The following is a 24,986-nucleotide window of genomic DNA, read 5'->3' as shown; positions in this document are numbered from 1 at the left end:
GCTTTCGTCATTCCGGGGCGCGAGTGCGCAACGAGATGGACGGGCCATCTTGCTGCGCGGGAGCGAACCCGGAATCTCGAGGATCAACCCTCACGCGCTCTTCGCCACGAAATGATCGCCATAGGCCTGGCGCAGCTCGACCTTGCGCAGCTTGCCGGTGGCGGTCATCGGCATCTCCTCGAGCACCCGCACCAGCTTCGGCACCTGGAAGCCGCCAAGCGACTTGCGGCAGTGCTCAAGCAGCTCGGTCTCACTGGCCTGTGCGCCGGGCTTGAGCTTGACGAAGGCCGAGACGGCCTCGCCCCATTGCGGATGCGGCAGGCCGACGACGGCGGCATTCTGCACCGCCGGATGCGCCAGTAGGGTCTCCTCGATCTTGACCGAGGCGACGTTCTCGCCGCCGGACTTGATCATGTCCTTCTTGCGATCGAGGAACAGCACCTCGCCCTTGTCGATGACCGCGAGATCGCCGGTGTGGTGCCAGCCGAACTTGCGGGCGTCCTCGGTCGATTTCGGATCCTTGTAGTAGCCAAGCATCACGTTGGGCCCGCGATGCACCAGCTCGCCGATCTCGCCGGGCGGCAGCAGGTTGCCGGCATCGTCCATGATCGCGGTCTCGTTGACGAACAGCGACTCGCCCCAGTAATTGCCGAAACGATTGAGCTGCACCTCGGGACGCGACATCGTCGTCGCCGGATACATCTCGGTCTGGCCGCTAGTCAGCACGAAGTTCGGGCACAGCTCCCTGATGGCGCGCTCCAACAACGGCCGGCCCATCGGCGCCATCGTGTAGAGGCAAGTCCGCAAGTGGGAGATGTCGAACTCCTTGCGGCGCGGATGATCCAGGATCGCCTGGTACATCAGCGGCAGGCCGACGAACACGGTGAGGCGGTCGCGCACGATCGCCTCCATGCAGGCGACCGGGTCGAAGCCACGCATCAGCGCCATGCGGCCGCCGACCGAGAGATAGCTGAGCAGCAGCACATGGCCGGCGCAGTGGAACAGCGGAAATTGCCCGGTGATGCCGTCGTCGCGCGAGAGCTGCATCTCGATGCAGTTGCTCATCACGGCCATCACCACGGCGAGGTGACAATGCATCGCGCCCTTCGGCCGCGACGTCGTGCCCGAGGTGTAGATGATCATCGCAAGATCGCGATCGTTGATCTCGATCTCGGGCTCGACGTCCGAGTGACCCTGGATGAGGTCGTTGAAGCTGGCAAGCCCCGCGGCCTTCGCCGTCCCGGTGAGATCGACGGCGATCAGCTCGACGCCCCGCTTTTCCAGCGCGGCGCGGCGGTCCGCCTGAGCAAACAGATTGTCATCGATGAGCGCGAAGCGAACCTCGGCATGGCCGAGGATGTAATCCATGTCGGCGGGCCCGAGCATCGTATTGATCGGCACCCAGACGAGACCCGCGCGATGGATGCCGAACAGCGCTTTGACGAACTCAATCGAGTTGTTGCAGACGGTCGAGATCTTTTCGCCCGGCTTCAGCCCCTTGGCGACGAGATGGTTCGCAAACCGGTTGGCATCGCGCTCCAGCTCGGTGAACGTCACCTGACGGGCGCCATCGGTGATCGCCACCCGCTCGGGAAAGCGGCGCGCCGCGCGCTTCAGGAGATCTCCGATCGCGACCCGGCCGATGCGGCCGGGACCGGACACGCCGCCGGTGGCATCGAGATTGGTCATTGGCCTGTTCCCTCCCCATCCACGTCATTGCGAGGAGCCGAAGCGACGAAGCAATCCAGGGCGTCGTGCAGAACTCTGGATTGCTTCGCTGCGCTCGCAATGACGGCGTATGCTGCGTCAATTCACCGTGCCAAACATCTGCCGGGCCTCGGCGGGACTTGCGATCTCGCGGCCCGCGCGCCGCGCGCACGCCGCGATCGCCTCGATCAGTTGGCCGTTCGAGGTCACCTTGATGCCGTCGCCGAGATAGAACGTGTCCTCCAGCCCGGTGCGGAGATGGCCGCCGAGCTCGGCGCAGCGCTGGTGCAGCGGCCAGATCTCGGCGCGGCCGATCGCCGTGACCTGCCAGTGCGCTTCCGGCAGCTTCAGCTTGAGCAGGATCGGCAGCAGCTCGGGATCAGCCGGCATGCCGGAGGCAACGCCCATCACGAAATTGTACTCCAGCGGGCCGCCATACATGCCGGTCTGGCGATACATCGCGACACAGCGCACGATGCCGACGTCGAAGCATTCGAATTCCGGGATCGTGTGCGCGTCCTTCATCGCGGCGAGATAGTCCTGGATCTTCTCGACCGAGTTGTCGAACATCATCGGCGGCCAGGCCCAGTTGTTGTCGGCCTTGACCTTGAGATAGTTCAGCGAGCCGGCATTGCAGGCCGCGATCTCCGGCCGGGTCTGCCGGATGCAGTCGAGCGCACCTTGATAGTTCGGTCCCGACACGCCCGAGGTGTGATTGATGATCACGCCGGGACAGGCCTCGCGGATCGCCTGCTGGATCTCGCGGGAGACGTCGACGTCCCAGGACGGCAGATGCCCCTTGCCCGGCGCCTGCTGGCGCAGATGGATGTGCATGATCGCAGCACCGGCGTCATAGGCGCGCCGGGCCTCGCGCGCCATCTCCTCGGGCGTGACCGGCACATGATGCTGCCTGGGATCGGTGAGCACGCCGTTCAGCGCGCAGGTGATGACGGCTTTGTCGCTCATGGCACTCGTTCGATGGCTTCGCGCAAGCGGCGCTGTGCTGATCCGGCCCGTATATGACGGTGTCTCCGCCTGATCTGCTTGCGTTGACTCGCTGGTTGGAGGCCGCGCAACCCGCTATTGCTCTGCATCAAGCGCCCGGACGGGATCGGCGCTAACTGGTTCCCATGTTTCTCGTCACGGGGCGTGCAATGCCGATCGACACACAACCGGCGCCGACAATTCCGAACGGCCTGAGCGCAGCCGAGGCGGCACGGCGTCTGACGGCGGAGGGATTCAACGAGCTGCCGCAGACCGGCAAACGCTCGATCCTGCGCCTCGTCGCCGACGTGCTGAAGGAGCCGATGCTGCTTCTGCTGCTCGCCGGCGGGGGCATCTATCTCGCGCTGGGCGACGCGGCGGAAGCGATGCTGCTCGGCGTGTTCGCCTCGGCCTCCGTCTTCATCACCATCGTGCAGGAGGCGCGGACCGAGCGCGTGCTGGAATCGCTGCGCGATCTCTCCAGCCCGCGCGCCCTGGTGATCCGCGACGGCGAGCGCATCCGCATCGCCGGCCGCGAGGTGGTGCGCGGCGACCTCATCGTGCTCGCCGAGGGCGATCGCGTCGCGGCCGATGCGGTGCTGCGGGAGTGCGACGATCTGCTGACGGATGAATCGCTGCTGACAGGCGAATCCGTGCCGGTGCGCAAGCGCCCGGCCCCGGCCGAGCCGATCGACAAGCCCGCCGCGGCGGCCGGCGGCGACGACCAGCCATTCGTGTTCTCCAGCAGTCTCGTCGTCCGCGGCGGCGGCATTGCCGAGGTGACGGCGACCGGGCCGCACACGGCGATCGGCAGGATCGGCCAGTCGGTGACCGCCCTGGAGACCGAGACGCCGCGGCTGCGGCAGCAGACGCGACGGCTGGTGCTGGCGTTCGCCATCGCCGGCGGCGTCGTGGTTGCGATCACGGTCGTGCTCTATGCGGTGTATCGCGGCGGCTGGCTGGAGGGAATCCTCGCCGGCATCGCGCTGGGCATGTCGATGCTCCCCGAGGAATTCCCGGTGGTGCTGACGGTGTTCCTGGCGATGGGCGCCTGGCGCATCTCGCAGGCGCGCGTGCTGACGCGGCGCGCTTCGGCGATCGAATCGCTCGGCGCCGCCACCGTGCTGTGCACCGACAAGACCGGCACCCTGACGCAGAACCGCATGATGGTGGCCCGGCTGGTGCTGCCGGACGGCAGCGCGCTGCAGCCTGCGACGGCGACGCCGGATGCCGTCGCGCCGCCCTTCCGCGATCTCGTCGCCACCGCCGTGCTGGCCTGCGACCCGCAGTCGCATGATCCGATGGAGAAGGCGCTGCACGCGCTCGGCGCCGACGCCACCGCAGGCGCCACGTTGCAGCGACGCTACGGCTTGCGCCCCGACCTGCTGGCGATGACCAACGTCTGGTCGCGCGCCGGCGCCGGCGTCGTGGCGGCCAAGGGTGCGCCGGAAGCGATCGCATCGCTCTGCGGCGTCGACGGCGGCGAGCTGGCGGCGCTGCAGGCGCGCGTCGAGACGCTCGCCGCCGAGGGCCTGCGCGTGCTCGGCGTCGCCCAGGCGAGCTGGAGCGACGAGGCGCTCCCCGACATGCAGCAGGACTTCGCATTCTCGTTCCGCGGTCTCGTCGGCTTCGCCGACCCGCTGCGTCCGGAGGTGAAGGATGCCGTCGCCGAGTGCCGCTCCGCCGGCGTCCGCGTCATCATGATCACCGGCGACTATCCCGCGACGGCCACCGCCATTGCGCGGCAGGCCGGGATCGATCCCGAGCGCGTCATCGCGGGCCCCGAGCTTGCCGATCTCGACGACGACGCCCTGGCGCTTGCGGCGCGCGTGCCGACGGCGTTCGCCCGCATCATGCCGGAGCAGAAGCTGCGCATCGTCACCGCGCTCAAGGCCGACGGCGAGATCGTCGCGATGACCGGCGACGGCGTCAACGATGCGCCGTCGCTCAAGGCGGCGCATATCGGCATCGCGATGGGCGGCCGCGGCACCGACGTCGCGCGCGAGGCCTCGGCGATCGTGCTGCTCGACGATGATTTCGGCTCGATCGTCAAGGCGATCCGGCTGGGACGGCGCATCTACGACAATCTGCGCAAGGCGATGAGCTTCATCCTTGCCGTGCACTTTCCGATCGCCGGGCTGGCGCTGCTGCCGCTCGTCACCGGTCTGCCGCTGCTGCTCGGGCCCGTGCACATCGCCTTTCTCGAGATGATCATCGATCCCGTCTGTTCGCTGGTGTTCGAGGCCGAGACCGAGGAGAGCGACATCATGCGGCGGCCGCCGCGCGATCCGCAGGAGCCATTGCTGCCGCGGCCGCTGGTGCTGTGGGGGGCGCTGCAGGGCATCCTGGCGATGCTCACCACGGGCGGCGTCCTGCTGCTGGCACACCGCAACGGCATGCCGGACGACGAGCTCCGCGCGCTGGTGTTCTTCACCCTGGTGTCGGTGATCGTCAGCCTGATCTTCGTCAACCGCTCGTTCTCGAGCTCGCTGCGCGAGGCGCTGCTGCGGCCGAACCCCATGCTGCTGCTGGTGATCGGCTTCGTCGTCGCCGTGCTCGCCACCAGCCTGACGCTGCCCGCCGCTGCGGCGCTGTTCCGGTTCGGACCGCTGCACGCCGACGATCTCGCGCTGACCGCGGGAGCCGCGCTGACCACGCTGATCATGCTCGAACTGTCGAAGTTTCCGCTGCGCGCCGCCCTGTCGCGGCACGGAACGAGACAGGATCAGGTCAAGGCGATCTCGCCGGCGCGGTAGATCGCGAGATCGCGCGAGCCGGAGAAGATCGCGCGCGGCTTCAGCCCGTAGAAGCGGCGGATCGAATGGCTGAAATGCGTCGAGTCGGGATAGCCGATGTCCTGCGCGAGATGCGCGAGGTTGAGGTCCTGGTTGGCGTAGTTGAGCAGATGCCGCGCGCGCTTCCAGGCGCGGAACGAACGGAAGGAGATGTCGGTCTCCTCCTTGAACAGATGCAGGAAGCGCGACGTCGACAGCCCCACGGCGGCGGCGCAGCTCTCGGCCGTGGCCGGCTCGCCGGAGAAGCGGCTGATCAGACCGATCGCCTTGACCACGCGCGGATCGAGCGTCCGCTGCGGCAGCACCTCGCCGAAGCACAGCCGGTCGAACACCGCGCTGGTGACGTCGCCGCTCAGCGGCCGCTGCACCAGCTCCTCATAGGCGGCGCGGATACGGCAGGTGAAGGTCTCGGCCTCGCGGGCGACGCGGCTGGCGAAGCGGTCCAGCGTGCCGATCGGCACGCTCTCCGGCTCGATGGTGACGACGATGACGGTGCGATAATCGCTCTCGATGGTGTGCGGCCGGTTCGGCGGCACGACCAGCAGCTCGCCGCTGCGCTCTTCGGCTCCTTCGGCCAGCAGCCGCAGGCTGCCGGTGAGCGCGACGTAGATATGGCACGCGCCCGAGCAGCGCTGGCGCGGACGGCCGAGCAGCCCGGCGTAGAAGACGCGCTCGGGCGTGATCAGCATGAGGTGGCCGGAGTCCCGGCGGGTCACATCCATGGCATTCCTCCTGAGGCGCGGCTCTGTCGGCCGCTTCTTTGGAGGAGAACCATAGCGCAATTCGCGCCGCTGTCATCGGCGACGACTGCCGATTTTTGTCGCGGTTAACTCACCGATTCGAGATGATCGTCGTTCCGGGGCGCGCGCGAGCGCGAACCCGGAATGACGTGCCCAAAGCTACGGCCTGACCCGCGGCTTGATGCCCTGCTCGATCCCGGCGCGCTGCTCGGCCGCACGCGCGCGGCTGTAGCCTTCACGCTGCTGCAGGCGCGCCCAGTAAGCAGCCACATTCGGCCCAAAATCCTTGGCGAGCCCAAGCGTGTCTGCGAGACGCAATGCATAGCCGATCACGATGTCGGCCGCGGTGAAACGACCCGCGCACAAGAACTCGGCATTCGCCGTCGCTGCCTCCACGGCGCGCAGCCGTCCCAGGAACCACTTGGCATAATCGGTGGCGACCTGCGGCGAGCGCCGCTCCTCCGGCTCGAGCTGAGTGTATCGCAATACCAGCGTCTGCGGGAACGTCAGCGTCGCGTCGGAGAAATACATCCAGTTCAGGAACGCGCCGTAGTCCTTTTCCTCAGGCCCGACCATCAGCGGCGTGGGTCCGTGCTTGACGCCGAGGTAATGGCAGATGCCCGAGGACTCCGTCATCTTCGTCTCGCCGTCGATCAGAAACGGGATCGTGCCGAGCGGATTGATCGCCAGATACTCCTTCGCCAGCACCCGCGGCGGGAACGGCAGCATCTTCAACTCGTAGTTAAGTCGAAGCTCTTCCAGCATCCACAACGGGCGAAACGAGCGGGCGCCGTCGCAATGATACAGCGTGATCATCAGGTGCTCCCCGCTTTGCCGCTGCCTGGCAAGGTCCCCATCATCTTGCACAGGATCGTCAGCATCACCTCGTCGGCGCCGCCGCCGATCGAGCTCAGGCGCGAATCGCGGTAGGCGCGGCTGACCGGTGTCTCGTTCATGAAGCCCATGCCGCCCCAATATTGCAGGCAGGCGTCGGTAAGCTCGCGCCCCAACCGGCCGGTCTTGAGCTTCACCATGGTCGCGAGCCGTGTCACGTCCTCGCCGGCGATCAGCGCCTCCGCGGCCTGGTAGGTCAGCGCGCGCAGCAGCTCGACCTCGGTCTGCATTTCCGCGAGCTTGAAGTGGACGACCTGGTTGTCGAGGATCGAGCGACCGAACGCCTTGCGGTTGCGGGTGTACTCGATGGTCGCATTGATGATCGCTTCATGCGCCTTCAGGCAGGCCGCGCCGGCCCACAGCCGCTCCTCCTGGAACTGCATCATCTGATAAGTAAAACCCTGCCCCTCCTCGCCGATGCGGTTGCGCTTGGGGACGCGAACGTTGTCGAAGAAGATCTGCGCCGTGTCCGACGAGCGCATGCCCATCTTGTCGAGCTTGCGCGCGACCTGCACGCCCTTGCTCTTCATCGGCACGCAGATCAGCGACTTGTTGCGATGGACAGGTCCGTCGCTGGTGTTGGCGAGCAGGCAGATGAAATCGGCCTGGGTGCCGTTGGTGATCCACATCTTGCCGCCATTGATGACGTAGTCGCCGCCATCGCCGCGCGCCTGGGTCTTGATCGAGGCGACATCGGAGCCCGCGCCGGGCTCGGAGACGCCGATGCAGGCGACGTAGTCGCCTGAGATCGCGGGCGCCAGGAACTCCTTGCGCACCTCGTCGGAGCCGAACCGCGCCAGCGCTGGCGTCGCCATGTCGGTCTGCACGCCGATCGCCATCGGGATGGCGCCACAATTGATGGCGCCGAGCTCTTCCGCCATCATCAGCGCGTAGGAATAATCCAGCCCCTGGCCGCCGAACTCGACCGGCTTGTTGAGGCCGAGAAAGCCGAGGTCACCGAGCTTCTTGAACAGCTCATGCGCCGGAAAGATGCCGGCCTCCTCCCATTCGTCGACATGGGGATTGATCTCGGCAGCGATGAACTTCTGCAGGATGCGGCGCGGTTCGTCGTGGTCGGCGGTGAAGAGCATTCTTGATCGAGCTCCTGTCGTCTCTTGTCTTGACGTCATGGCCGGGCTTGTCCCGGCCATCCACGTCGTTGTTCTTGTATGGCGTACAGCATGGATGCCCGGGTCAAGCCCGGGCATGACGAGCGGACAGAGTGCGCGTCACAATCCCATCTGCCGGCTGGCCAGATCCTTCATGATCTCCTCGGTGCCGCCGCCGATCGCATTGACCTTCACCTCGCGATAGATCCGCTCGACCCGGATGCCGCGCATGAAGCCGGCGCCGCCGAAGATCTGCACAGCTTCCGAGGCGCAGTAGGCCATCGTCTGCGTCGCCTGGTTCTTCATCATGCAGATCTCGGCGACCGGATTGTCGCCCTGTTCGAGCCGCCACGCCAGCATTTCCAGCATCGCCTGCGACGCCGCCACGCGCTGCGCCATGTCGACCAGCTTGTGCCTGATCACCTGGTGCTGCGCCAGCGGCTTGCCGAAGGTCTGGCGCTCCCTGGCGTAGGCGATCGCATCGTCGAGGCAGACACGGGCGAAGGCCGTGCAGCTCGCCGCCATGCCCATCCGCTCGCTGTTGAAATTGTGCATGATCAGCTTGAAGCCCTGCCCCTCCTCGCCGATCAGGTTCTCGACGGGCACGCGGCAGCCGCCGAAATGCAGGGTCGCGGTGTCCGACGCCCACCAGCCCATCTTGTCGAGCTTGGTGCGCGTCAGGCCCGGTGTGTCACCGGGAACCAGCAGCAGGCTGACGCCCGCCGGCCCAGGTCCGCCGGTGCGCACGGCGACCGTGATGTAGTCAGCGCGCATCCCCGAGGTGATGAACGTCTTCTCGCCGCTGACGACGTAGTGATCGCCGTCGCGGACCGCCTTGGTCCTGAGATTGGCAACGTCGGAGCCGCCGCTCGGCTCGGTGATCGCCAGCGCCGAGATTTTGCGCCCAGCAAGAATCTCCGGCAGCACGCGCGCCCTCACCTGCGGCTGCGCGGCGCGCGCGATCGGCGGCGCGCCGATCGTATGGCTCATCAGGCTGGCGCTGATGCCGCCGGCACCCGCACGCGCCAATTCCTGCGACGACACGATCTTCATGAACTGGTCGGCCGGCACGCCGCCGAATTCCTCCGGGAAGCCGAGCCCAAGCAGGCCGATCTCCGCCGCCTTCAGATACAGCGCGCGCGGAAATTCGCCGGCCTCGTCCCACGTGCTCGCGAACGGCGCGATCTTCTTGTCGACGAACCGCCTGATGACGTCGCGGAAGGCCTCGTGCTCGGCCGTGTAGAACGGGCTTTTCGTCATGGCGGTGCCGGGAGGATCCTGCTTCGTGCGCGGGAGAAGATGCGCCGGAAACGCCCGTATCAACTTGCGTGGAGTGGCTGGCCGGCAAAATCACCTGCGGCGCGCCCGATCGGCCTCCGCCAGGTTCCCAAGGCCAGCGCCTGGACGCAAGACAGTGCATTGCACACATCTGCCCACTCGATTGCGGTGAGCGGCCTCCCATGGCCACCATCGCCGCAGGCCAAGAGCAAAAACGACAATCACGGAAATTCAATCGAGGAAGCCCAGGGATGTTGCCGATGACGACCAGGACTCTGCTCTCATTCGCGGCCGCGGCCGCCTTTTCCGTACTGGCGAGCCAGAGCGCGCTTGCGCAGAAGAAATACGACACCGGCGCCACCGACACCGAAATCAGGATCGGCAACGTCGAGGCGTATAGCGGCCCGGCCTCGGCCTACGGCATCATCGGCAAGACCGAGGAAGCCTACTTCAAGATGATCAACGATCAGGGCGGCGTCAACGGCCGCCGGATCAACTTCATTTCCTATGACGACGGCTACAGCCCGCCGAAGACGGTCGAGCAGGTGCGCAAGCTGATCGAGAGCGACGAGGTGTTCCTGGTGTTCAACGCGCTGGGCACGCCGACCCAGACCGCCGTGCAGAAATATCACAACGCCAAGAAGGTGCCGCAGCTGTTCCTGGCCACTGGCGCCAGCAAATGGAACGACCCGAAGGAATTCCCCTGGACCATGGGCTTCCAGCCGAGCTACCGCGTCGAGGCGCGGATCTTCGCCAAGTACATCCTCAAGGAGAAGCCGAACGCGAAGATCGCGATCTTTTATGCCAATGACGATTTCGGCAAGGACTACGTCCTCGGCATCAAGGAGGTGCTCGGCGACAAGGCCAAGACCATGATCGTCGCCGAGGAGAGCTACGAGACCACCGAGCCCTCGATCGATTCCCATATCGTCAAGCTGAAGGGAACCGGCGCTGACGTGTTCGTCAACATCTCCACGCCGAAATTCGCCGCCCAGGCGATCAAGAAGATCGCCGAGCTGGAATGGAAGCCGATGCATGTCATGACCGACGTCTCGATCTCGATCGGCGCGGTGATGAAGCCCGCCGGCCTCGATGCGTCCGAAGGCGTGCTGTCCGCCGGCTATCTCAAGGATCCGTCGGACCCGCAGTGGAAGGACGACGAGGGCATGAAGAAGTTCATGGCCTTCATCGACAAGTACATGCCGGGCGCCAACATCTCCGACGCCAACCTCGCCTATGGCTATGCCGCGGCCCAGACCATGGTGCAGACCCTGAAGCAGTGCGGCGACACTCTCACCCGCGACAACGTCATGAAGCAGGCGGCCAGCCTGAAGGATTTTGCGCCCGACACCCTGATCCCCGGCATCAAGGTCAATACCGGCCCCAATGATTTCGCCCCGATCGAGCAGCTCAAGATGATGCAGTTCAAGGGCGGCAAATGGGACCTGTTCGGCGACATCATCAGCGCGGACGTGGGGGGATAGGCGGACAAGATCGTCCCGTGTGCTTCAGCCAACCCGTTTCGCTGGTCTGAGCACACGGGCTTGGCATTGGCCTCGCTCTCGCAACGACGGCAGTGTGCTCCCCTCCCCCTTGCGGGGAGGGGTTGGGGGTGGGGGTCCACGCGCACCGACCCGCATGAAGGCCCCCGCGCCTATCGAAATCGTCGCTCGATATATCAGGCGCTCTGGACCTCAGCCCCCCTCGCCCCTGCCGCGAAGCCGTGCTCGCGTCTCTCAGAGATCCTCCCTCATCACATCGAGCACGACTCGTTGGACCCCCACCCCCTCCCCGCAAGGGGGAGGGGAGCTGACCGACATCGCGGCAAGAGCCTGCTCTTCACGAAGAAAACCGATGTTCGGCTTGCCTCCGGATTCTGATAAAAATAATTTACTTGCGATTTTTCGGAATTCATGATTGTATCCCTGCATCCCGCCTCACCGCAGAGGGGCGTTGCGCGCGATCGTCACGACACGCGAGGTGGGGATGCGATGGCCGCGAGAGATCGCAGCATTCTCCTCAACGAGGATGCGGACGAACGATCGCTTGCGGACGTGAAGTCGCAGCGTCCTGACACCCCGATGCTGGTGTCCCGCGCAATGCGCAAGCATTGTCGCGAATGGTGGCCAACAAGCCCGGCGCACCAGGGAGACTGCGTATAAGCGTGAAGACCGTCGCGCAGGGAATGCCGGTTGAATCGGCTTTGCCTGTGGTACCTGCCGCCTGCATTTTTTGAGCAGGCGGGCCATGGGTGAGGCCTTCACCCGGCATTCCCTGCGCCCTCTGCATTTGAGGAGGGACGAACTGATCGCAGACCTCGGGCATGATGTGCCGCGGGAATGCGTCGACATGTCCGTCGTCTGCTGTTCGATCCGTTCTGCTGTTTAGGCCTTCTGCTGTTTGAGCCGTGAATCCGCCCACCCACCGCTGTCGTCCCGGCGAACGCCGGGACCCATACTCCGCGGCGGTTGTGTTGGGCAAAATGCCAATGACCAGCCAGCCTCAAACCCCTCCCTGGGGGTATGGGTCCCGGCGTTCGCCGGGACGACAGCGTATTTGTAGGAGCACCGCGTCTCCCACACGCACCGTCCTAGCGAACGCGGCGACGGAGTCAGCTGCCGTAGGGTGGGCAAAGCGGACGCCCGCAGGGCGGTTGCGTGCCCACCGTCCGTCGGCGCATTCGGAGCGAATGGTGGGCACGGCGCGCGGTGGAGCGCAGCATGCAACACGCACCGGGGCGCGCCTTTGCCCACCCTACACCTAACAACTCACGGCACGCCTTGCACGAACAGTGCGAACGGCTCCTCGACCGTCTTGCGCAGATGCTCGCGGTACACCCCATAGTGTCGATCATCCGTCCCGAGTCGGCCGAAGCTCGGCTCCACCACATTGCGCAGCGGCAGCAGCGCGATGGGCGCCGCGATCGGCGTCAGCAGCGAGCCGCGGCCCGCCAACAGCGTCGTGATGATGCCGTACATCTCGCCGGTGATGGTCGGCCGCGACACGGTGATCAGGCGGTGCTGACCGTGGCGGTTGGTGACGAGGTAGACGAAGCCGGACTGGTTGGGCACGGCGACCTCGCCGAACTGCGTGAACGCCGCATCGAGCCGCGCGCCCTCGCGAAACACCAGCGACGACGCCGCATCGTCCCAGACGATGTCGGTGCGGTAGGCGTAGATCGCGTCCTTGTCGCCGAATGACGGCCGCAAGGTGACGTAGGTGCCCTCGATCCACTCCACAGCCCGCCGCGAATAGGAGCCGAGACTGTCCGGCGCGATGCCGCCGCTCGTGGCAGGCGCCGCGAGAGGCGCGCTCGGCGCCTTGCGCAGGGACATGCCGAGCGCCTGCTCCAGCCGGACGATGGTCGCCAGCGTGAACGGGCGGCGGCCGCCGAGCGCCTTCTCTAGGGTCGACAGGCTCAGCCTGGCCTGCTCCGCCAGCGCCTGCCGCGACATCCGGCGCCGCGCGATCTCCTCGCGGATGGTCTCCGCGACCTGCCGGCTCTGCTCGTCGGAAAGCTCGCTGTTGTCCGGGTTCGACATCCTGTCCCCTGCCGCGTGACGCCCACCTCTTCTAGCAGACGGACAAATCAGCACAAACCCGGACAGATCAGCCGCGCTCTCGACCGCCACCGGACAGGCGCGGGCGGGCCGCGGCCGAACAAGACCGACCATTCCGCTCGCGGCGCTGGCGCGCTGCGCTCAGTGTCGGCAGGCCGAAATTGTTCGTTGCGGAGCCAATGATGAGCGAGACGATCGACCACGATATCAGAAGCAGCACCCATCCGGTCCGGTCGTGGATCGTGACCATGCTGCTATTCCTGCTGCTGCAGGCCGCCGCCGTGCTGCTGGTCGGCTTCGCGGCGCTGTTTCTCAGCGTCACCCCTGGCTGGTCCTCCGAAGGGCCGCTGGCGCCGCTGACCAGGCCGGGCGATGCCCGCTCCGGGGCGCTGCTGTTCAAGAGCGACCTCGGTTACACCGAGGCGCCGCGGCTCGGCATCGATGTCGATATCGTCGTTTCAGGGCCGACGGCGCGGGCGCGCGTGACGCAGCTGTTCAAGAACACGAGCTCGCAATGGATGGAGGCGGTCTATGTCTATCCGCTGCCGCCGGACAGCGCGGTGGACACGCTGAAGATGATCGTCGGCGACCGCGTCGTGGTCGGCGACATCAAGCCGCGCCAACAGGCCAAGGTGATCTATGAGCAGGCCAAGCGCGACGGCAAGACCGCGGCGCTGACCGAGCAGGAGCGGCCGAACATCTTCACCAACTCGCTCGCCAATATCGGCCCCGGCGAGACCGTGCTGGTGCAGATCGAGTATCAGCAACCGGTGGCGCAGAGTGGCGGCGAATTCTCGCTGCGGGTGCCGCTGGTGGTCGCGCCGCGCTACAATCCGGCGCCGATCGTGCAGAGCGTCGATTTACGCCCTGATAGCAACGGCTGGGGCGCGGCGAGCAGCGATCCCGTGCCTGATCGCGACCGCATCTCGCCGGAGGTGCTCGACCCCGCCAAGAGTGATCCGGTCAACCCGACCAAGATCACGGTGCGGCTGCAGGCCGGCTTCGCACTCGGCGAGGTCAAGAGCCATCATCACCAGGTGACCATCGACAGCCCCGATGCGAACACGCGGGTCGTGACCCTGGCGAAGGGCGTGGTGCCGGCCGATCGCGATTTCGAGCTGACCTGGAAGCCGGCCACGACGGCGATGCCTACGGTCGGACTGTTCCACGAGCAGGTCGGCGATGCCGATTATCTGCTCGCCTTCGTCACGCCGCCTGCCGTGGCAGCGCCGGCGCAGCGGCCGCAGCCGCGCGACGTCATCTTCGTGATCGACAATTCCGGATCGATGGGCGGCACCTCGATCCGCCAGGCCAAGGCCAGCCTGCTCTATGCTCTGGGACGGCTGCAGCCGAACGATCGCTTCAACGTGATCCGCTTCGACGACACCATGACGGTGCTGTTTCCGTCCTCGGTGCCGGCCGATGCCGAGCATGTCGGCAGCGCCACCAGCTACGTGAGTTCGCTGGACGCGCGCGGCGGCACCGAGATGGTGCCGGCGATGCGCGCGGCGCTGACCGATGATGGCAGCGACAGCGACCGCGTGCGGCAGGTGGTATTCCTCACCGACGGCGCCATCGGCAACGAGCAGCAGCTATTCGAGACCATCACCGCAATGCGCGGCCGCTCGCGCATCTTCATGGTCGGCATCGGCTCGGCACCGAACACCTATTTGATGACGCGCGCCGCCGAACTCGGCCGCGGCGCCTTCACCCATATCGGCTCGGTCGAGCAGGTCGAGGAGCGCATGCGCGGCCTGTTCGCCAAGCTCGAGAACCCGGCCGTGACCGCTCTGACCGCGACGTTCTCGGAAGCCTCGGCCGATCTGACGCCCGCGGTGCTGCCCGACGTCTATCGCGACGAGCCGCTGGTGCTGGCGACGAAACTCGACCGCCTCGCCGGATCGCTGCAGCTCAAGGGCCGCATCGGCGACCAGCCCTGGACCATCACGCTGCCGCTGTCAGGCGCCGCCGAAGGCAAGGGCCTCTCCAAGCTGTGGGCCCGGCGCAAGATCGGCGATGCCGAGGTGGCACAGACGATGCGGCAGATGACATCAGAGGAAGCCGACGGCGCGATTCTGAAGCTCGCGCTGGAGCATCAGCTGGTGACGCGCCTGACCAGCCTCGTCGCCGTCGACAAGACGCCGCGGCGGACCGATGGCGAGCCGCTGAGGCTCGCCGAGCTGCCGTTCAACCTGCCGGCAGGCTGGGACTATGAGAAGGTGTTCGGCGAGCGCGGTGGGATGCCGGCGATGCGGAAGGACCGCCGCGCCGAAGCCGACGGCGACATCCAGCTCGCCGCGCTGAAGCGGCCGGTGGTGCCGGCGGCGCCCGCCACGATCACGCTGCCGAAGACGGCAACCGATGCCGAGCTCAGCATGCTGCTCGGGCTGGGGATCCTGATGCTCGAACTGATCTGGCTCGCCGCCCTTCGGCGGCGGGCTGCCAACTAACTAACGGCGTCATTACGACGAGCCGAAGGTGACGAAGCAATCCAGGGCCGGGTGCGCGACTCTGGATTGCTTCGTCGCTTCGCTCCTGGCAATGACGAAAGGAGAGTTCATGCCTCGTGTCCTCATCCCGCTCGCGATTGGCCTGGTCGGCCTCGCCCTGTTCGGTCACGGCGCTCTCATCCACGCCAAGGCGATCGTCGCACAAGTACTGCTCGACCGCGCCTTCACTAGGACCATCGCGACGGGCCGGCCGGTCAAGCCGTGGTCCTGGGCCGACACGGTCCCGGTGGCGCGGATCGAGGTGAAGCGCCTCGGCGTCTCCACCATTGCGCTGGCCGGCTCCAGCGGCCAGGCGCTCGCCTTCGGCGCCGGCCATGTCGAAGGCAGTGCCGAGCCGGGCCAGCCGGGCATCGCGGTGTACTCCGCGCACCGCGACACGCATTTCCGCTTCCTGCGCGACATCAGGATCGGCGACGAGATCGACATCGTCAGGCGCGACGGCAAGAGCTTCCGCTATCGCGCCGATGCCGCCCGTGTCGTCCGCTTCGATGCCTCCGGCATCGATCCGGCGACCGCCAGAGCCGAACTGGTGCTGTCGACCTGCTGGCCATTCGATGCCCTGACACAGGGGGCGGAGCGCTATGTGCTGCACACCACGATGATCGCTGCGGGCAAATGAACGGGAGCATGGCCGCTCTTGGGAACCAGGCGACGAATGCCCATTTGTCACCCTGCCGTCCCCGTGGAATGATCCTACGGGGACGGCAAGGCCCACATCTCAAACGCTTTCGACATGCATTCCCAGGTCCAATATCTGCCGATCACGCCGGCCTTCTTCGCCATCCTGGTGCTGGCGTTCGGCGTCCTGATCGTCCTGATCCAGCTCGGCATCCTGCGCTACGCCTACATGAAGCTCGGCGTCAGCTCGGGCACCGCGATGCTGCTGCTGTTCGGATCGCTGATCGGCAGCTATTTCAACATTCCGATCACCATGCTGCCCGGACAGGTCGCGCGCTCCGGCGAGATCATCGACTTCTTCGGCATGCAGTATGTCGTGCCGCTGGTGCATCAATGGCCCGGCACCCTCCTCGCCGTAAATGTCGGCGGCGCCGTGATCCCGACGATCATGTCGACCTATCTCATGTTGCGCTACCAGCTCTGGCTGCGCGCCGCGATCGCGGTGCTGGTGATCGCGGTGATCATCCACGCGATGGCGACGCCGGTGCAGGGCGTCGGCATCGCCGTGCCGGTGTTCGCGCCGGTCGTCGTGACCGCGATCCTGGCGTTCCTGCTGTCGCGCGAATATGCCGCGCCGCTGGCCTATATCGGCGGCTCGATGGGGACGCTGGTCGGCGCCGACCTGATGAACCTCGACAAGATCGGCAGCCTCGGCGCGCCCGTGGCCTCGATCGGCGGCGCCGGAACCTTCGACGGTATCTTCCTGACCGGGATTCTCGCGGTGCTGCTCGCGGGCCTCGCCGCCCCGTCCCGGCCCGGGCTCGCGCGCTGAGCTTCCAACCGGAAGACTTAACGGCTAAAATCGAGCAGAGGCAGCGACGGACACGGAATGCGCGCGATCAATCTCATCGTCGGAACCCTGACGATCGCGGCCGTTGCGGCCGGGATCAGCGGCGTCCTGATCAAGCAGAAGGCGCGGATCGCCCAGCAGCGCAGCGTCATGCGCGTCGTGTTCGACGGCGGCTCGGCGGCGGGCCTGCGCAAGGGCGGCCCGGTGAATTTCGACGGCGTGCAGGCCGGGCAGATCCTCTCGATCAACCTCGAAAGCCCGCGCAAGATCGTTGCCATGATCACGCTCGACAATTCGGCGCCGATCCGCAAGGACACCACGGCCGGCATCGAATTTCAGGGCCTGACCGGCATCGCCGCGATCTCGCTGGTCGGTGGCGCGCCGACGGCGCCGCCGGTGCCGTTCGATCGCGACGGGGTGCCGGTGCTGACGGCCGACCTCAAGGACCAGGAGACGATGGTCGAGACGGTGCACAACGTCGACAAATTCATCGTCAGCAATGCACCGGCCATCAAGGAGGCGCTGCAGACCTTCGAGTCCGAGACGGCGTCGCTGCAGGAGAAGACCGCAGCGATCGACGCCGCGATCGACAAGGCCGAGGACGTGTTCAAGGGCTTCGACACGCTCGTGACCAGGATCGACGGCGCCATTCCCGGCTTCGCGGACGGCAATCCCGGACAGCTGTTCGATCAGATCAAGTCGATGCGCGAGCTCGTCGACAGCTTCAAGCGCAAATCGGCCAAGGTGATCGACGAGAGCCGCAAGACGCTGCTCGACATCAGCGACGGCGCCAATGCGATGACTGTCAAGTTCGGCGGCCAGCCGACGGGTCCGGGTCCGCGCCGCGTGCCGGCGTCACGCTGAGGGACGGCGGATCGCGCCGCCCCTCGCGTTCAGTGGCTGATCATCCACGGCCGCGCCGTCGGAAAGCCCTTGGCGCCGCTCCTGGTCTTGGTCATCAACCGCGGCGACTTCTTCGGCGAGCAGCAGCCGCAGCCCGGCCCGTGCTTCGCCTTGTATTCCGCGACCGTCTGCGGCGCGTGGCGGCTGCGCTCATTAGTGGCATGCGCCGTTCGCCGCTCCGCGGGCATGCAGGCGAAGGCGGGTGCGGTGAGGATCACGCGCGGCGCCATGTCCTGGCATTGCGGACAGACCTGCGGCTCATCACATTCAGCCATCGGGCGCATGTCGGTGAATGGTCCGCATGTATCACAGAGATATTCATAGACCGGCATCGTCTCGTCTCCTGCGCAACAATCATCTCCATCTCACGCGGCGGATGCGGGGCGGCGGATACGCTGCCGTCCCGCACCCATCGCGCAGGGAGACCGCTATTTGTCCGGCGAGATCGGCATCTGGATGTCGCCCGTGATGTGCTTGATCGGCCCCGCCGACGACGGCATCACGTCGAAGTCGAAGATCTCGGTCGGCAGCCACAGCGTGGCGCAGGCATTGGGCACGTCGACCACGCCCGAGATGTGGCCCTGCACCGGCGCGGTGCCGAGGATCGAGTAGGCCTGGGCACCGGAGTAGCCGAACTTCTTCAGGTACTCGATGGCGTTGAGGCAGGCCTGGCGATAGGCGATGTGGACGTCGAGATAGTGCTGCTTGCCGGCCTCGTCGACCGAGATGCCCTCGAAGATGAGGTAATCGCGATAGTTCGGCGTGATCGGCGACGGCTTGAAGATCGGGTTCTTGATGCCGTATTTCGCCACGCCGTCCTTGATGACGTCGACCTTGATGTGCAGCCAGCCGGCCATCTCGATGGCGCCGCAGAAGGTGATCTCGCCGTCGCCCTGGCTGAAGTGCAAATCGCCCATCGAGAGGCCGCCGCCGGGCACGTAGACCGGGAAGTAGATCTTCGAGCCGCGCGACAGGTCCTTGATGTCGCAATTGCCGCCATGCTCGCGCGGCGGCACGGTGCGGGCGCCCTCGGCACCGATCTTGGCCTTGGCGTCGCCCTTGGCCTGTCCGGCATGCGCGGTCGGCGCGAACGGCGGGTTGGCGAGACCGGGCACGCGGGTCGGGTTGGTGGCGATCAGCGCGGTCTCGCGCTCGTTCCAGGTCGCGAGCAGCTTCGGATCGGGCAGACAGCCGATCAGGCCGGGATGGATCAGGCCGGCGAAGTTCACGCCCGGCACGTGACGCGACGAGGTGTAGAGGCCCTTGATGTCCCAGATCGACTTCTGCGCCAGCGGGAAGTGATCGGTCAGGAAGCCGCCGCCGTTCTGCTTGGAGAAGAAGCCGTTGAAGCCCCACAGGCTCTCCTTCAACGGACCGACGTCGAGCAGGTCGACGACCAGGAGGTCGCCCGGCTCGGCGCCCTTGACGCCGATCGGGCCGGACAGGAAATGCACGATCGACAGGTCGATGTCGCGCACGTCATCGGCGGAGTCGTTGTTCTTGATGAAGCCGCCGGTCCAGTCATAGGTCTCGATGATGAAGTCGTCACCCGGATTGACCCACTCCACCATCGGAATGTCAGGGTGCCAGCGGTTGTGCACCTTGTCGTTCTCATAGGCCGATTTGGTCAGATCGACCTTGATCAATGTGTCTGGCATCAGAAGCTCCCCTTGTTGCTTGCTTGGACGGAGTGGTTAGACGGACAGATATTTCGAGACCTGCGCGGCATCGACGGACTCGCGCGGATCGTCGCGGACGATCTCGCCGTTCTCGATCACCAGCACGCGGTCGGCGATGTCGAGCGCGAAGCTCAGCACCTGCTCGGAGACGACGATCGACAGCCCCTTCTCGTCGCGGATGCGCTTCAGGGTGCGCGCCATGTCCTTGATGATCGACGGCTGGATGCCCTCGGTCGGCTCATCCAGCAGCAGCACCTTGGGCTTGGTCGCGAGCGCACGGGCAATCGCGAGCTGCTGCTGCTGGCCGCCGGAGAGATTGCCGCCGCGGCGGCCCTTCATCTCCAGCAGCACCGGAAACAGCTCGTAGATGTCGGCGGGCACCTCGGACTCGCCGGAGACCACGAGGCCGGTCTCGATGTTCTCCTTCACCGTCATGGTCGAGAAGATCATGCGGCCCTGCGGCACGTAGGCGAGCCCCTTGGCGACACGCTCATAGCTCTTCAGGCTTGCGAGCTCGGCGCCGTCCATCGCGATCGAACCGCTCTTGGCCGGCAGGATGCCCATCAGCGACTTCATCAGCGTGGTCTTGCCCATGCCGTTGCGCCCCATGATCGCAACGATCTCGTTGGGCGCGACCTTCACGTTCAGGCCATGCAGCACCTCGCTCTGGCCGTAGGCGACATGGAGATCGGAGATTGCGAGCATCAATGGCTCCTGCAAAGTGATGAACTTGGATGAGGCTGCAGCAACATCGGCAGAGCGCTCCCTCCCCCCTTGTGGGGGAGGGTTGGGGAGGGGGGTGGCCCCAAGCGAGACTGCCGCCGTGGGCCCCCTCCCCTAACCCCTCCCCACAAGGGGGAGGGGAACGCGGCGTCATTCGGAGCGAACAGGATCGCGATCATCGCTCAATGCCCCAGATAGACTTCGACGACCTTGGGATCGTTCTTGACCCGCTCCATCGTGCCTTCAGAGAGGATCTGACCCTGGTGCAGCACGGTGACCTTGTGCGCGATGTCCTCGACGAACTTCATGTCGTGCTCGATGACGAGCACCGACCGATCCTTGATGATGCGGTTGAGCAACTCGGCGGTCTTGGCGCGCTCGCTGACGCTCATGCCGGCCACGGGCTCGTCGAGCATCAGCAGGTCCGGGTTCTGGATCAGCAGCATGCCGATCTCGAGCCACTGCTTCTGGCCGTGGCTGAGCTCGGCGGCCGAGGTCTTGAGACGGTCCTTGAGGAAGATCATCTCGGCGACCTCCTCGACGCGGTCCTTGACGACCGCGTCGCGCTGGAAGGTGAGCGAGCCGAACACGGTGCGGCCGCGCGGAAACGAGATCTCGAGATTCTCGAACACGCTGAGATCCTCGAACACCGACGGCGTCTGGAACTTGCGACCGACACCCGCCTTGACGATCTCGTTCTCGCGCAGCTTCGTCAGCTCCTTGCCGCGGAACTGGATCGAGCCCGAGGTCGCCTTGGTCTTTCCGCAGATCAGGTCGAGCACCGTGGTCTTGCCTGCGCCGTTCGGGCCGATGATCACGCGAATCTCGTTCTCCTCGACATAGAAGGAGAGATCGTTGACCGCCTTGAAGCCGTCGAAGGAAACCGTGAGCGCTTCGACCGCGAGCAGGAAGTCCTTGGGCTGATGACCGATGAGCATCGCTGTCTCCTCACTCTGCGGGGGCGCCGTTGGCGACGAGCCCGCCATTGCCGGATTTCTTGGTGCGGGACGCCAGCAGGCGATCGATGCGCGGCTGCACGTGATCGCCCCAGATCCCGGCCAGCCCGTTCGGGAAGGCAAGGACCACCGCAATGAAGAGCGCGCCGAGGCCGAACAGCCAGAGCTGCGGGAAGGTTTCCGACAGGCTGGTCTTGGCGAAGTTGACCAGGATCGTGCCGTAGACCGCGCCGAAGATCGACAGCCGGCCGCCGACCGCGGTGTAGATCACCATTTCGATCGACGGCACAATGCCGACGAAGGACGGCGACATGAATCCGACTTCCAAAGTGAACAGGGCACCGCCGACCGCGGCGAACACTGCGGCAGCGCAGAAGGCAAAGATCTTGAAGTTGGCGACGCTGTAGCCGGAGAAGCGGACCCGATCCTCCTGCTCACGCATCGCCACCAGAATGCGGCCGAGCTTGGTCAGGCGGATGAACTGCGCCACCAGGATGGCGACGAACAGCAGGAACACTTCGACGAAGTAGAGGATGAGTTTGGCGTGATCGGTGCGGATGTCCCAGCCGTGCAGGGTGCGCAGATCGGTGATGCCATTGATGCCGCCGGTATAACCCTGCTGTCCCACGATCAGGATGGTCAGGATGGCCGCGATCGCCTGGGTGATGATCGCGAAGTAGACACCGCCGACGCGCCGCTTGAACATCGCGGCGCCGATGATGAAGGCGAAGATCGCCGGCACCAGGATGATCGCCGCCAGCGCGAACGGGAAGCTCTGGAATGGCTTCCAGAAGAACGGCAGCTGCGTCAGCTGATTCCAGTCCATGAAGTCGGGGATGCCCGGCGTCGACTGGATCTTGGTGTTGGCGACGCTGGAGGCCTCCAGCTTCAGGAACATCGCCATGCAGTAGCCGCCGAGTCCGAAGAACACGCCCTGGCCGAGGCTCAGGATGCCGCCATAGCCCCAGCACAGCACCAGGCCGATCGCAACGAAGGCGTAGGTCAGATATTTCGCGACCAGGTTGAGGCGGAACACATCGAGCGCCAAGGGCAGGATGACGACGAGCAGGAGCAGCAGCGAGACGAAGCCGATGAGTTCTGATCGGTTGAAAAAGCGCGAGTTAATGATCATGACCGTGCTTTCTTGTTGGGCTGTCGGAGCTGGCTCACTTGCGGACCTTGAGGGCGAACAGGCCCTGCGGCCGCATCATCAGGATGGCGACGATCGCAAGCAGCGTGAGCACCTTGGCCATCGAGCCGGACATGAAGAACTCCATGGTCGACTGCGCCTGGGAGATGGTGAAGGCGGAGGCGATGGTGCCGATCAGGCTGGCGGCGCCGCCGAACACGACGACCAGGAAGGTGTCGACGATGTAGAGCTGTCCGGCCGTCGGACCCGTCGAGCCGATCATGGTGAAGGCCGAGCCCGCGACGCCGGCAATGCCGCAGCCGAGGCCGAAGGTGTAGCGGTCGACCTTCTCGGTGTTGATGCCGACGGCGCCCGCCATGACGCGGTTCTGCACCACAGCGCGCACCTGCTTGCCCCAGCGCGACAGGAACAGCACGTAGGCCACCACGATCGTGATGAGGATGGTCAGGCACATCACGAACATGCCGTTGATCGGGATCTGGATGGCGTCAGTCGCCTGCCAGGAGCCCATCATCCACTCGGGCAGCTCGACGCCGACCTCGCGCGCGCCGAACACCGAACGATAGGCCTGCTGCAGGATCAGGCTGAGGCCCCAGGTCGCGAGCAGCGTATCGAGCGGCCGCTTGTAGAGGCGGCGTATCATCGCCCATTCGACCAGCATGCCGAGCGATCCGGAGGCGATGAAGGCGAATATCATCGCGACGAAGAAGTAGCCGGGAAACAGCGAGGGGAGGAAATGCTGGAAGGAATTCGACGTCATCCAGGTGACGTAAGCGCCGAGGATCATGAACTCGCCATGCGCCATGTTGATGACGCCCATCTGGCCGAAGATGATGGCGAGCCCCAGCGCCATCAGCACGTAGACCGAAAACAGGATGAGGCCCGCGAAGCCCTGCATCGCGAAGATGGCCCCGAGGTCGCCGATGGAATAGTCACCGAACATGATCCGTCCTCTCGTGATGCCCTGCTGCAAAATGGATCGGCGCCGGCACAGCGTGTCCGCGGCCAAGATCGTTCCCTCCCCCCTTGTGGGGGAGGGCTAGGGAGGGGGGCCTCCACGACGAGCTGTGGGTGGGGTACCCCCTCCCCAACCCGCCCCCACAAGGGGGGAGGGAGCGCACTTTTTGTGCGGCAACTGCATCGCCTCATCGGCCCACCGCGAAGAGGCGTGCGGCGCAGGCTTACTGATAGCCCTTCGGGAACGGATCGGGCTCGACCAAGTCGGCGGTCTCGTAGATCAGCTCGTACTGACCGTCCGCCTTGGCGCGGCCGACGCGGGTCTTGGACCAGAGATGGTGGTTCTCGTGGATCCGAACATAGCCTTCCGGCGCGCCCTTGAACTCGATGCCGGGCGAGGCCGCCGCGACCTTGTCGATGTCGAAGCTGCCGGCCTTCTCGACCGTCAGCTTCCACAGCCACGGGCCGAGATAGGCCGCCTGCGTCACGTCGCCGATCACGGTCTTCTCGCCCCACATCTTCTTGAAGTCGGCGACGAAAGCCTTGTTGTTCGGATTGTCGAGCGACTGGAAATATTTCATGCAGGCATACGCGCCCGCGATGTTCTCACCGCCGATGCCGTCGATCTCGTCCTCGGTCACGGAGATGGTGAGCAGCGTCTGCTTCGACATGTCGATGCCGGCCGCCTTGAGCTGCTTGTAGAACGCGACGTTGGAACCGCCGACGATGATCGCGTAGATCACGTCCGGCTTGGTCAGCTTGATCTTGTTGATGACCGAGTTGAACTGGGTGTGGCCGAGCGGGAAATATTCCTCGCCGACGACCTTGGCACCCTGCAGATGGCCCTCGATGTGCTTGCGCGCGATCTTGTTCGAGGTGCGCGGCCAGATGTAGTCGGAGCCGAGCAGATAGAAGGTCTTGGCGCCCTTGGTCTTGTTGACCCAGTCGAGGCCGGCGATGATCTGCTGGGTCGCCTCCTGGCCGGTGTAGATGACGTTCTTCGACTGCTCGAGGCCTTCGTAGAAGGTCGGGTAGTACAGCATACCGTTGTACTGTTCGAACACCGGCAGCACCGCCTTGCGCGAGGCCGAGGTCCAGCAGCCCATGACAGCCGCGCATTTGTCGTTGACCAGCAGCTTCTTGGCCTTCTCGGCGAAGGTCGGCCAGTCGGAAGCGCCGTCCTCCTGGATGTACTTGATTTTACGGCCGAGCACGCCGCCGGCGGCATTGATCTGCTCGATGGCGAGCTTCTCGGCCTGCACCGAGCCGGTCTCCGAGATCGCCATCGTGCCGGTGACCGAATGCAGAATGCCGACGGTGACTTCGCTATCCGTGACTGCAAGGCCGGTGGTGTTGACTGCAGAGGTTGCAGGGCCGGCGCCGAAGGACGGCCGCGGCATCATGGCGAGCGCCGGGATCGCGGCCATTCCCATCAGCAATTGGCGCCGAAGTGGCGACTTCAGGCCCTTTTTGGTTTCGTCTGACATGAGCACCCCATTCATTGGTTCGAGGACACGCGTTGGCGTCGGACGAAGGATGGCGCGCTTTGTGCAACGCACGGATACGCAAGATT

The 24,986-nt window shown here is 65.5% G+C and carries 20 protein-coding genes; 6 read left to right on the top strand and 14 right to left on the bottom strand.

Annotated features, from left to right (window positions below):
- Nucleotides 1–90 precede the first annotated feature (90 nt).
- Nucleotides 91–1,689 carry an AMP-binding protein gene (locus QX121_RS11890; protein WP_315812009.1) on the bottom strand — a complete coding sequence of 533 codons (1,599 nt, stop codon included), beginning with the start codon at nt 1,687–1,689 and terminating at the stop codon, nt 91–93.
- Nucleotides 1,690–1,806: 117 nt separating this feature from the next.
- Nucleotides 1,807–2,673 carry a 3-keto-5-aminohexanoate cleavage protein gene (locus QX121_RS11885; protein WP_315812008.1) on the bottom strand — a complete coding sequence of 289 codons (867 nt, stop codon included), beginning with the start codon at nt 2,671–2,673 and terminating at the stop codon, nt 1,807–1,809.
- 188 nt (nt 2,674–2,861) lie between these two features.
- On the opposite strand from QX121_RS11885, the gene QX121_RS11880 reads away from it, so the two are divergent.
- The gene (locus QX121_RS11880) at nt 2,862–5,447 is read left to right on the top strand and encodes a cation-translocating P-type ATPase (RefSeq protein WP_315812007.1); all 2,586 of its coding nucleotides are present in this window, start codon (nt 2,862–2,864) and stop codon (nt 5,445–5,447) included.
- Here QX121_RS11880 and QX121_RS11875 read toward each other — a convergent pair.
- The 4 genes from QX121_RS11875 to QX121_RS11860 form a co-directional block, all read right to left on the bottom strand.
- A complete protein-coding gene (locus QX121_RS11875; RefSeq protein ID WP_315812006.1) occupies nt 5,417–6,208 on the bottom strand; it encodes a helix-turn-helix domain-containing protein in 792 nt (263 codons plus the stop codon). The two genes, QX121_RS11880 and QX121_RS11875, sit on opposite strands and share 31 nt — an antisense overlap.
- Before the next feature lie 177 nt (nt 6,209–6,385).
- Nucleotides 6,386–7,042: a glutathione S-transferase family protein gene (locus tag QX121_RS11870; protein ID WP_315812005.1), complete on the bottom strand. Its 657-nt coding sequence runs from the start codon at nt 7,040–7,042 to the stop codon at nt 6,386–6,388.
- Nucleotides 7,042–8,211, bottom strand: coding sequence for an acyl-CoA dehydrogenase family protein (locus QX121_RS11865; RefSeq protein ID WP_315812004.1), 1,170 nt, complete (start codon nt 8,209–8,211; stop codon nt 7,042–7,044). Before QX121_RS11865 ends, QX121_RS11870 begins: the two co-directional genes overlap by 1 nt.
- A 138-nt stretch (nt 8,212–8,349) precedes the next feature.
- Nucleotides 8,350–9,489: an acyl-CoA dehydrogenase family protein gene (locus QX121_RS11860; protein ID WP_315812003.1), complete on the bottom strand. Its 1,140-nt coding sequence runs from the start codon at nt 9,487–9,489 to the stop codon at nt 8,350–8,352.
- Nucleotides 9,490–9,758: 269 nt separating this feature from the next.
- Here QX121_RS11860 and QX121_RS11855 point away from each other — a divergent pair, with 269 nt between their 5' ends.
- Entirely contained in the window at nt 9,759–10,991 is a 1,233-nt protein-coding gene (locus tag QX121_RS11855) for an ABC transporter substrate-binding protein (protein ID WP_315812002.1), read from the top strand.
- Nucleotides 10,992–12,275: 1,284 nt separating this feature from the next.
- Here the strand turns inward: QX121_RS11855 and QX121_RS11850 are convergent.
- Nucleotides 12,276–13,049: a helix-turn-helix transcriptional regulator gene (locus tag QX121_RS11850; protein WP_315812001.1), complete on the bottom strand. Its 774-nt coding sequence runs from the start codon at nt 13,047–13,049 to the stop codon at nt 12,276–12,278.
- A gap of 200 nt (nt 13,050–13,249) precedes the next feature.
- On the opposite strand from QX121_RS11850, the gene QX121_RS11845 reads away from it, so the two are divergent.
- The 4 genes from QX121_RS11845 (at nt 13,250) to QX121_RS11830 (ending at nt 17,909) form a co-directional block, all read left to right on the top strand.
- Nucleotides 13,250–15,517 (top strand): marine proteobacterial sortase target protein, encoded by a 2,268-nt coding sequence (locus QX121_RS11845; protein WP_315812000.1) that lies wholly within the window; start codon nt 13,250–13,252, stop codon nt 15,515–15,517.
- A gap of 109 nt (nt 15,518–15,626) precedes the next feature.
- The gene (locus QX121_RS11840) at nt 15,627–16,196 is read left to right on the top strand and encodes a class GN sortase (RefSeq protein WP_315811999.1); all 570 of its coding nucleotides are present in this window, start codon (nt 15,627–15,629) and stop codon (nt 16,194–16,196) included.
- Nucleotides 16,197–16,310: 114 nt separating this feature from the next.
- Nucleotides 16,311–17,027, top strand: coding sequence for a DUF1614 domain-containing protein (locus QX121_RS11835; RefSeq protein WP_315811998.1), 717 nt, complete (start codon nt 16,311–16,313; stop codon nt 17,025–17,027).
- A gap of 57 nt (nt 17,028–17,084) precedes the next feature.
- The gene (locus QX121_RS11830; protein ID WP_315774212.1) at nt 17,085–17,909 is read left to right on the top strand and encodes an MlaD family protein; all 825 of its coding nucleotides are present in this window, start codon (nt 17,085–17,087) and stop codon (nt 17,907–17,909) included.
- Nucleotides 17,910–17,938: 29 nt separating this feature from the next.
- Here the strand turns inward: QX121_RS11830 and QX121_RS11825 are convergent, their stop codons facing one another.
- The 7 genes from QX121_RS11825 to urtA all read right to left on the bottom strand — a co-directional run bounded on the left by QX121_RS11825 (nt 17,939) and on the right by urtA (nt 24,900).
- The gene (locus QX121_RS11825; RefSeq protein WP_315778492.1) at nt 17,939–18,280 is read right to left on the bottom strand and encodes a zinc ribbon domain-containing protein; all 342 of its coding nucleotides are present in this window, start codon (nt 18,278–18,280) and stop codon (nt 17,939–17,941) included.
- 96 nt (nt 18,281–18,376) lie between these two features.
- A complete protein-coding gene (fmdA, locus tag QX121_RS11820) occupies nt 18,377–19,606 on the bottom strand; it encodes a formamidase (RefSeq protein WP_315740599.1) in 1,230 nt (409 codons plus the stop codon).
- Nucleotides 19,607–19,642: 36 nt separating this feature from the next.
- The gene (urtE, locus tag QX121_RS11815; RefSeq protein ID WP_315811997.1) at nt 19,643–20,332 is read right to left on the bottom strand and encodes an urea ABC transporter ATP-binding subunit UrtE; all 690 of its coding nucleotides are present in this window, start codon (nt 20,330–20,332) and stop codon (nt 19,643–19,645) included.
- 200 nt (nt 20,333–20,532) lie between these two features.
- The gene (gene urtD / locus QX121_RS11810; RefSeq protein WP_315759547.1) at nt 20,533–21,288 is read right to left on the bottom strand and encodes an urea ABC transporter ATP-binding protein UrtD; all 756 of its coding nucleotides are present in this window, start codon (nt 21,286–21,288) and stop codon (nt 20,533–20,535) included.
- A 10-nt stretch (nt 21,289–21,298) separates the two neighbouring features.
- A complete protein-coding gene (gene urtC, locus QX121_RS11805) occupies nt 21,299–22,438 on the bottom strand; it encodes an urea ABC transporter permease subunit UrtC (RefSeq protein ID WP_315740602.1) in 1,140 nt (379 codons plus the stop codon).
- A gap of 34 nt (nt 22,439–22,472) precedes the next feature.
- Nucleotides 22,473–23,399, bottom strand: coding sequence for an urea ABC transporter permease subunit UrtB (urtB, locus tag QX121_RS11800; RefSeq protein WP_315811996.1), 927 nt, complete (start codon nt 23,397–23,399; stop codon nt 22,473–22,475).
- A 238-nt stretch (nt 23,400–23,637) separates the two neighbouring features.
- Nucleotides 23,638–24,900, bottom strand: a complete 1,263-nt coding sequence (gene urtA / locus QX121_RS11795) for an urea ABC transporter substrate-binding protein (RefSeq protein ID WP_315740604.1) — start codon at nt 24,898–24,900, stop codon at nt 23,638–23,640.
- Between the last annotated feature and the right edge of the window lie 86 nt (nt 24,901–24,986).

Origin of the sequence: Bradyrhizobium sp. SZCCHNR2028 (assembly GCF_032380995.1) — a bacterium.
GTDB lineage: Bacteria > Pseudomonadota > Alphaproteobacteria > Rhizobiales > Xanthobacteraceae > Bradyrhizobium.
The sequence above is the reverse complement of the archived record's forward strand: the minus strand, read 5'-3'. Positions and strand labels throughout refer to the sequence as shown.

Excerpts from the sequence above, each read along its gene's own strand:
- QX121_RS11880 (WP_315812007.1), top strand. The coding sequence starts at position 2,862 with ATGCCGATCGACACACAACCGGCGCCGACAATTCCGAACGGCCTGAGC.
- QX121_RS11830 (WP_315774212.1), top strand. The coding sequence starts at position 17,085 with ATGCGCGCGATCAATCTCATCGTCGGAACCCTGACGATCGCGGCCGTT.
- urtC (WP_315740602.1), bottom strand. The coding sequence starts at position 22,438 with ATGATCATTAACTCGCGCTTTTTCAACCGATCAGAACTCATCGGCTTC.
- QX121_RS11870 (WP_315812005.1), bottom strand. The coding sequence starts at position 7,042 with ATGATCACGCTGTATCATTGCGACGGCGCCCGCTCGTTTCGCCCGTTG.
- urtA (WP_315740604.1), bottom strand. The coding sequence starts at position 24,900 with ATGTCAGACGAAACCAAAAAGGGCCTGAAGTCGCCACTTCGGCGCCAA.
- QX121_RS11860 (WP_315812003.1), bottom strand. The coding sequence starts at position 9,489 with ATGACGAAAAGCCCGTTCTACACGGCCGAGCACGAGGCCTTCCGCGAC.
- QX121_RS11845 (WP_315812000.1), top strand. The coding sequence starts at position 13,250 with ATGAGCGAGACGATCGACCACGATATCAGAAGCAGCACCCATCCGGTC.
- QX121_RS11825 (WP_315778492.1), bottom strand. The coding sequence starts at position 18,280 with ATGCCGGTCTATGAATATCTCTGTGATACATGCGGACCATTCACCGAC.
- QX121_RS11885 (WP_315812008.1), bottom strand. The coding sequence starts at position 2,673 with ATGAGCGACAAAGCCGTCATCACCTGCGCGCTGAACGGCGTGCTCACC.
- QX121_RS11865 (WP_315812004.1), bottom strand. The coding sequence starts at position 8,211 with ATGCTCTTCACCGCCGACCACGACGAACCGCGCCGCATCCTGCAGAAG.
- QX121_RS11890 (WP_315812009.1), bottom strand. The coding sequence starts at position 1,689 with ATGACCAATCTCGATGCCACCGGCGGCGTGTCCGGTCCCGGCCGCATC.
- urtD (WP_315759547.1), bottom strand. The coding sequence starts at position 21,288 with ATGCTCATCGGTCATCAGCCCAAGGACTTCCTGCTCGCGGTCGAAGCG.
- urtE (WP_315811997.1), bottom strand. The coding sequence starts at position 20,332 with ATGCTCGCAATCTCCGATCTCCATGTCGCCTACGGCCAGAGCGAGGTG.
- QX121_RS11850 (WP_315812001.1), bottom strand. The coding sequence starts at position 13,049 with ATGTCGAACCCGGACAACAGCGAGCTTTCCGACGAGCAGAGCCGGCAG.
- QX121_RS11835 (WP_315811998.1), top strand. The coding sequence starts at position 16,311 with ATGCATTCCCAGGTCCAATATCTGCCGATCACGCCGGCCTTCTTCGCC.
- urtB (WP_315811996.1), bottom strand. The coding sequence starts at position 23,399 with ATGTTCGGTGACTATTCCATCGGCGACCTCGGGGCCATCTTCGCGATG.
- QX121_RS11855 (WP_315812002.1), top strand. The coding sequence starts at position 9,759 with ATGTTGCCGATGACGACCAGGACTCTGCTCTCATTCGCGGCCGCGGCC.
- fmdA (WP_315740599.1), bottom strand. The coding sequence starts at position 19,606 with ATGCCAGACACATTGATCAAGGTCGATCTGACCAAATCGGCCTATGAG.
- QX121_RS11875 (WP_315812006.1), bottom strand. The coding sequence starts at position 6,208 with ATGGATGTGACCCGCCGGGACTCCGGCCACCTCATGCTGATCACGCCC.
- QX121_RS11840 (WP_315811999.1), top strand. The coding sequence starts at position 15,627 with ATGCCTCGTGTCCTCATCCCGCTCGCGATTGGCCTGGTCGGCCTCGCC.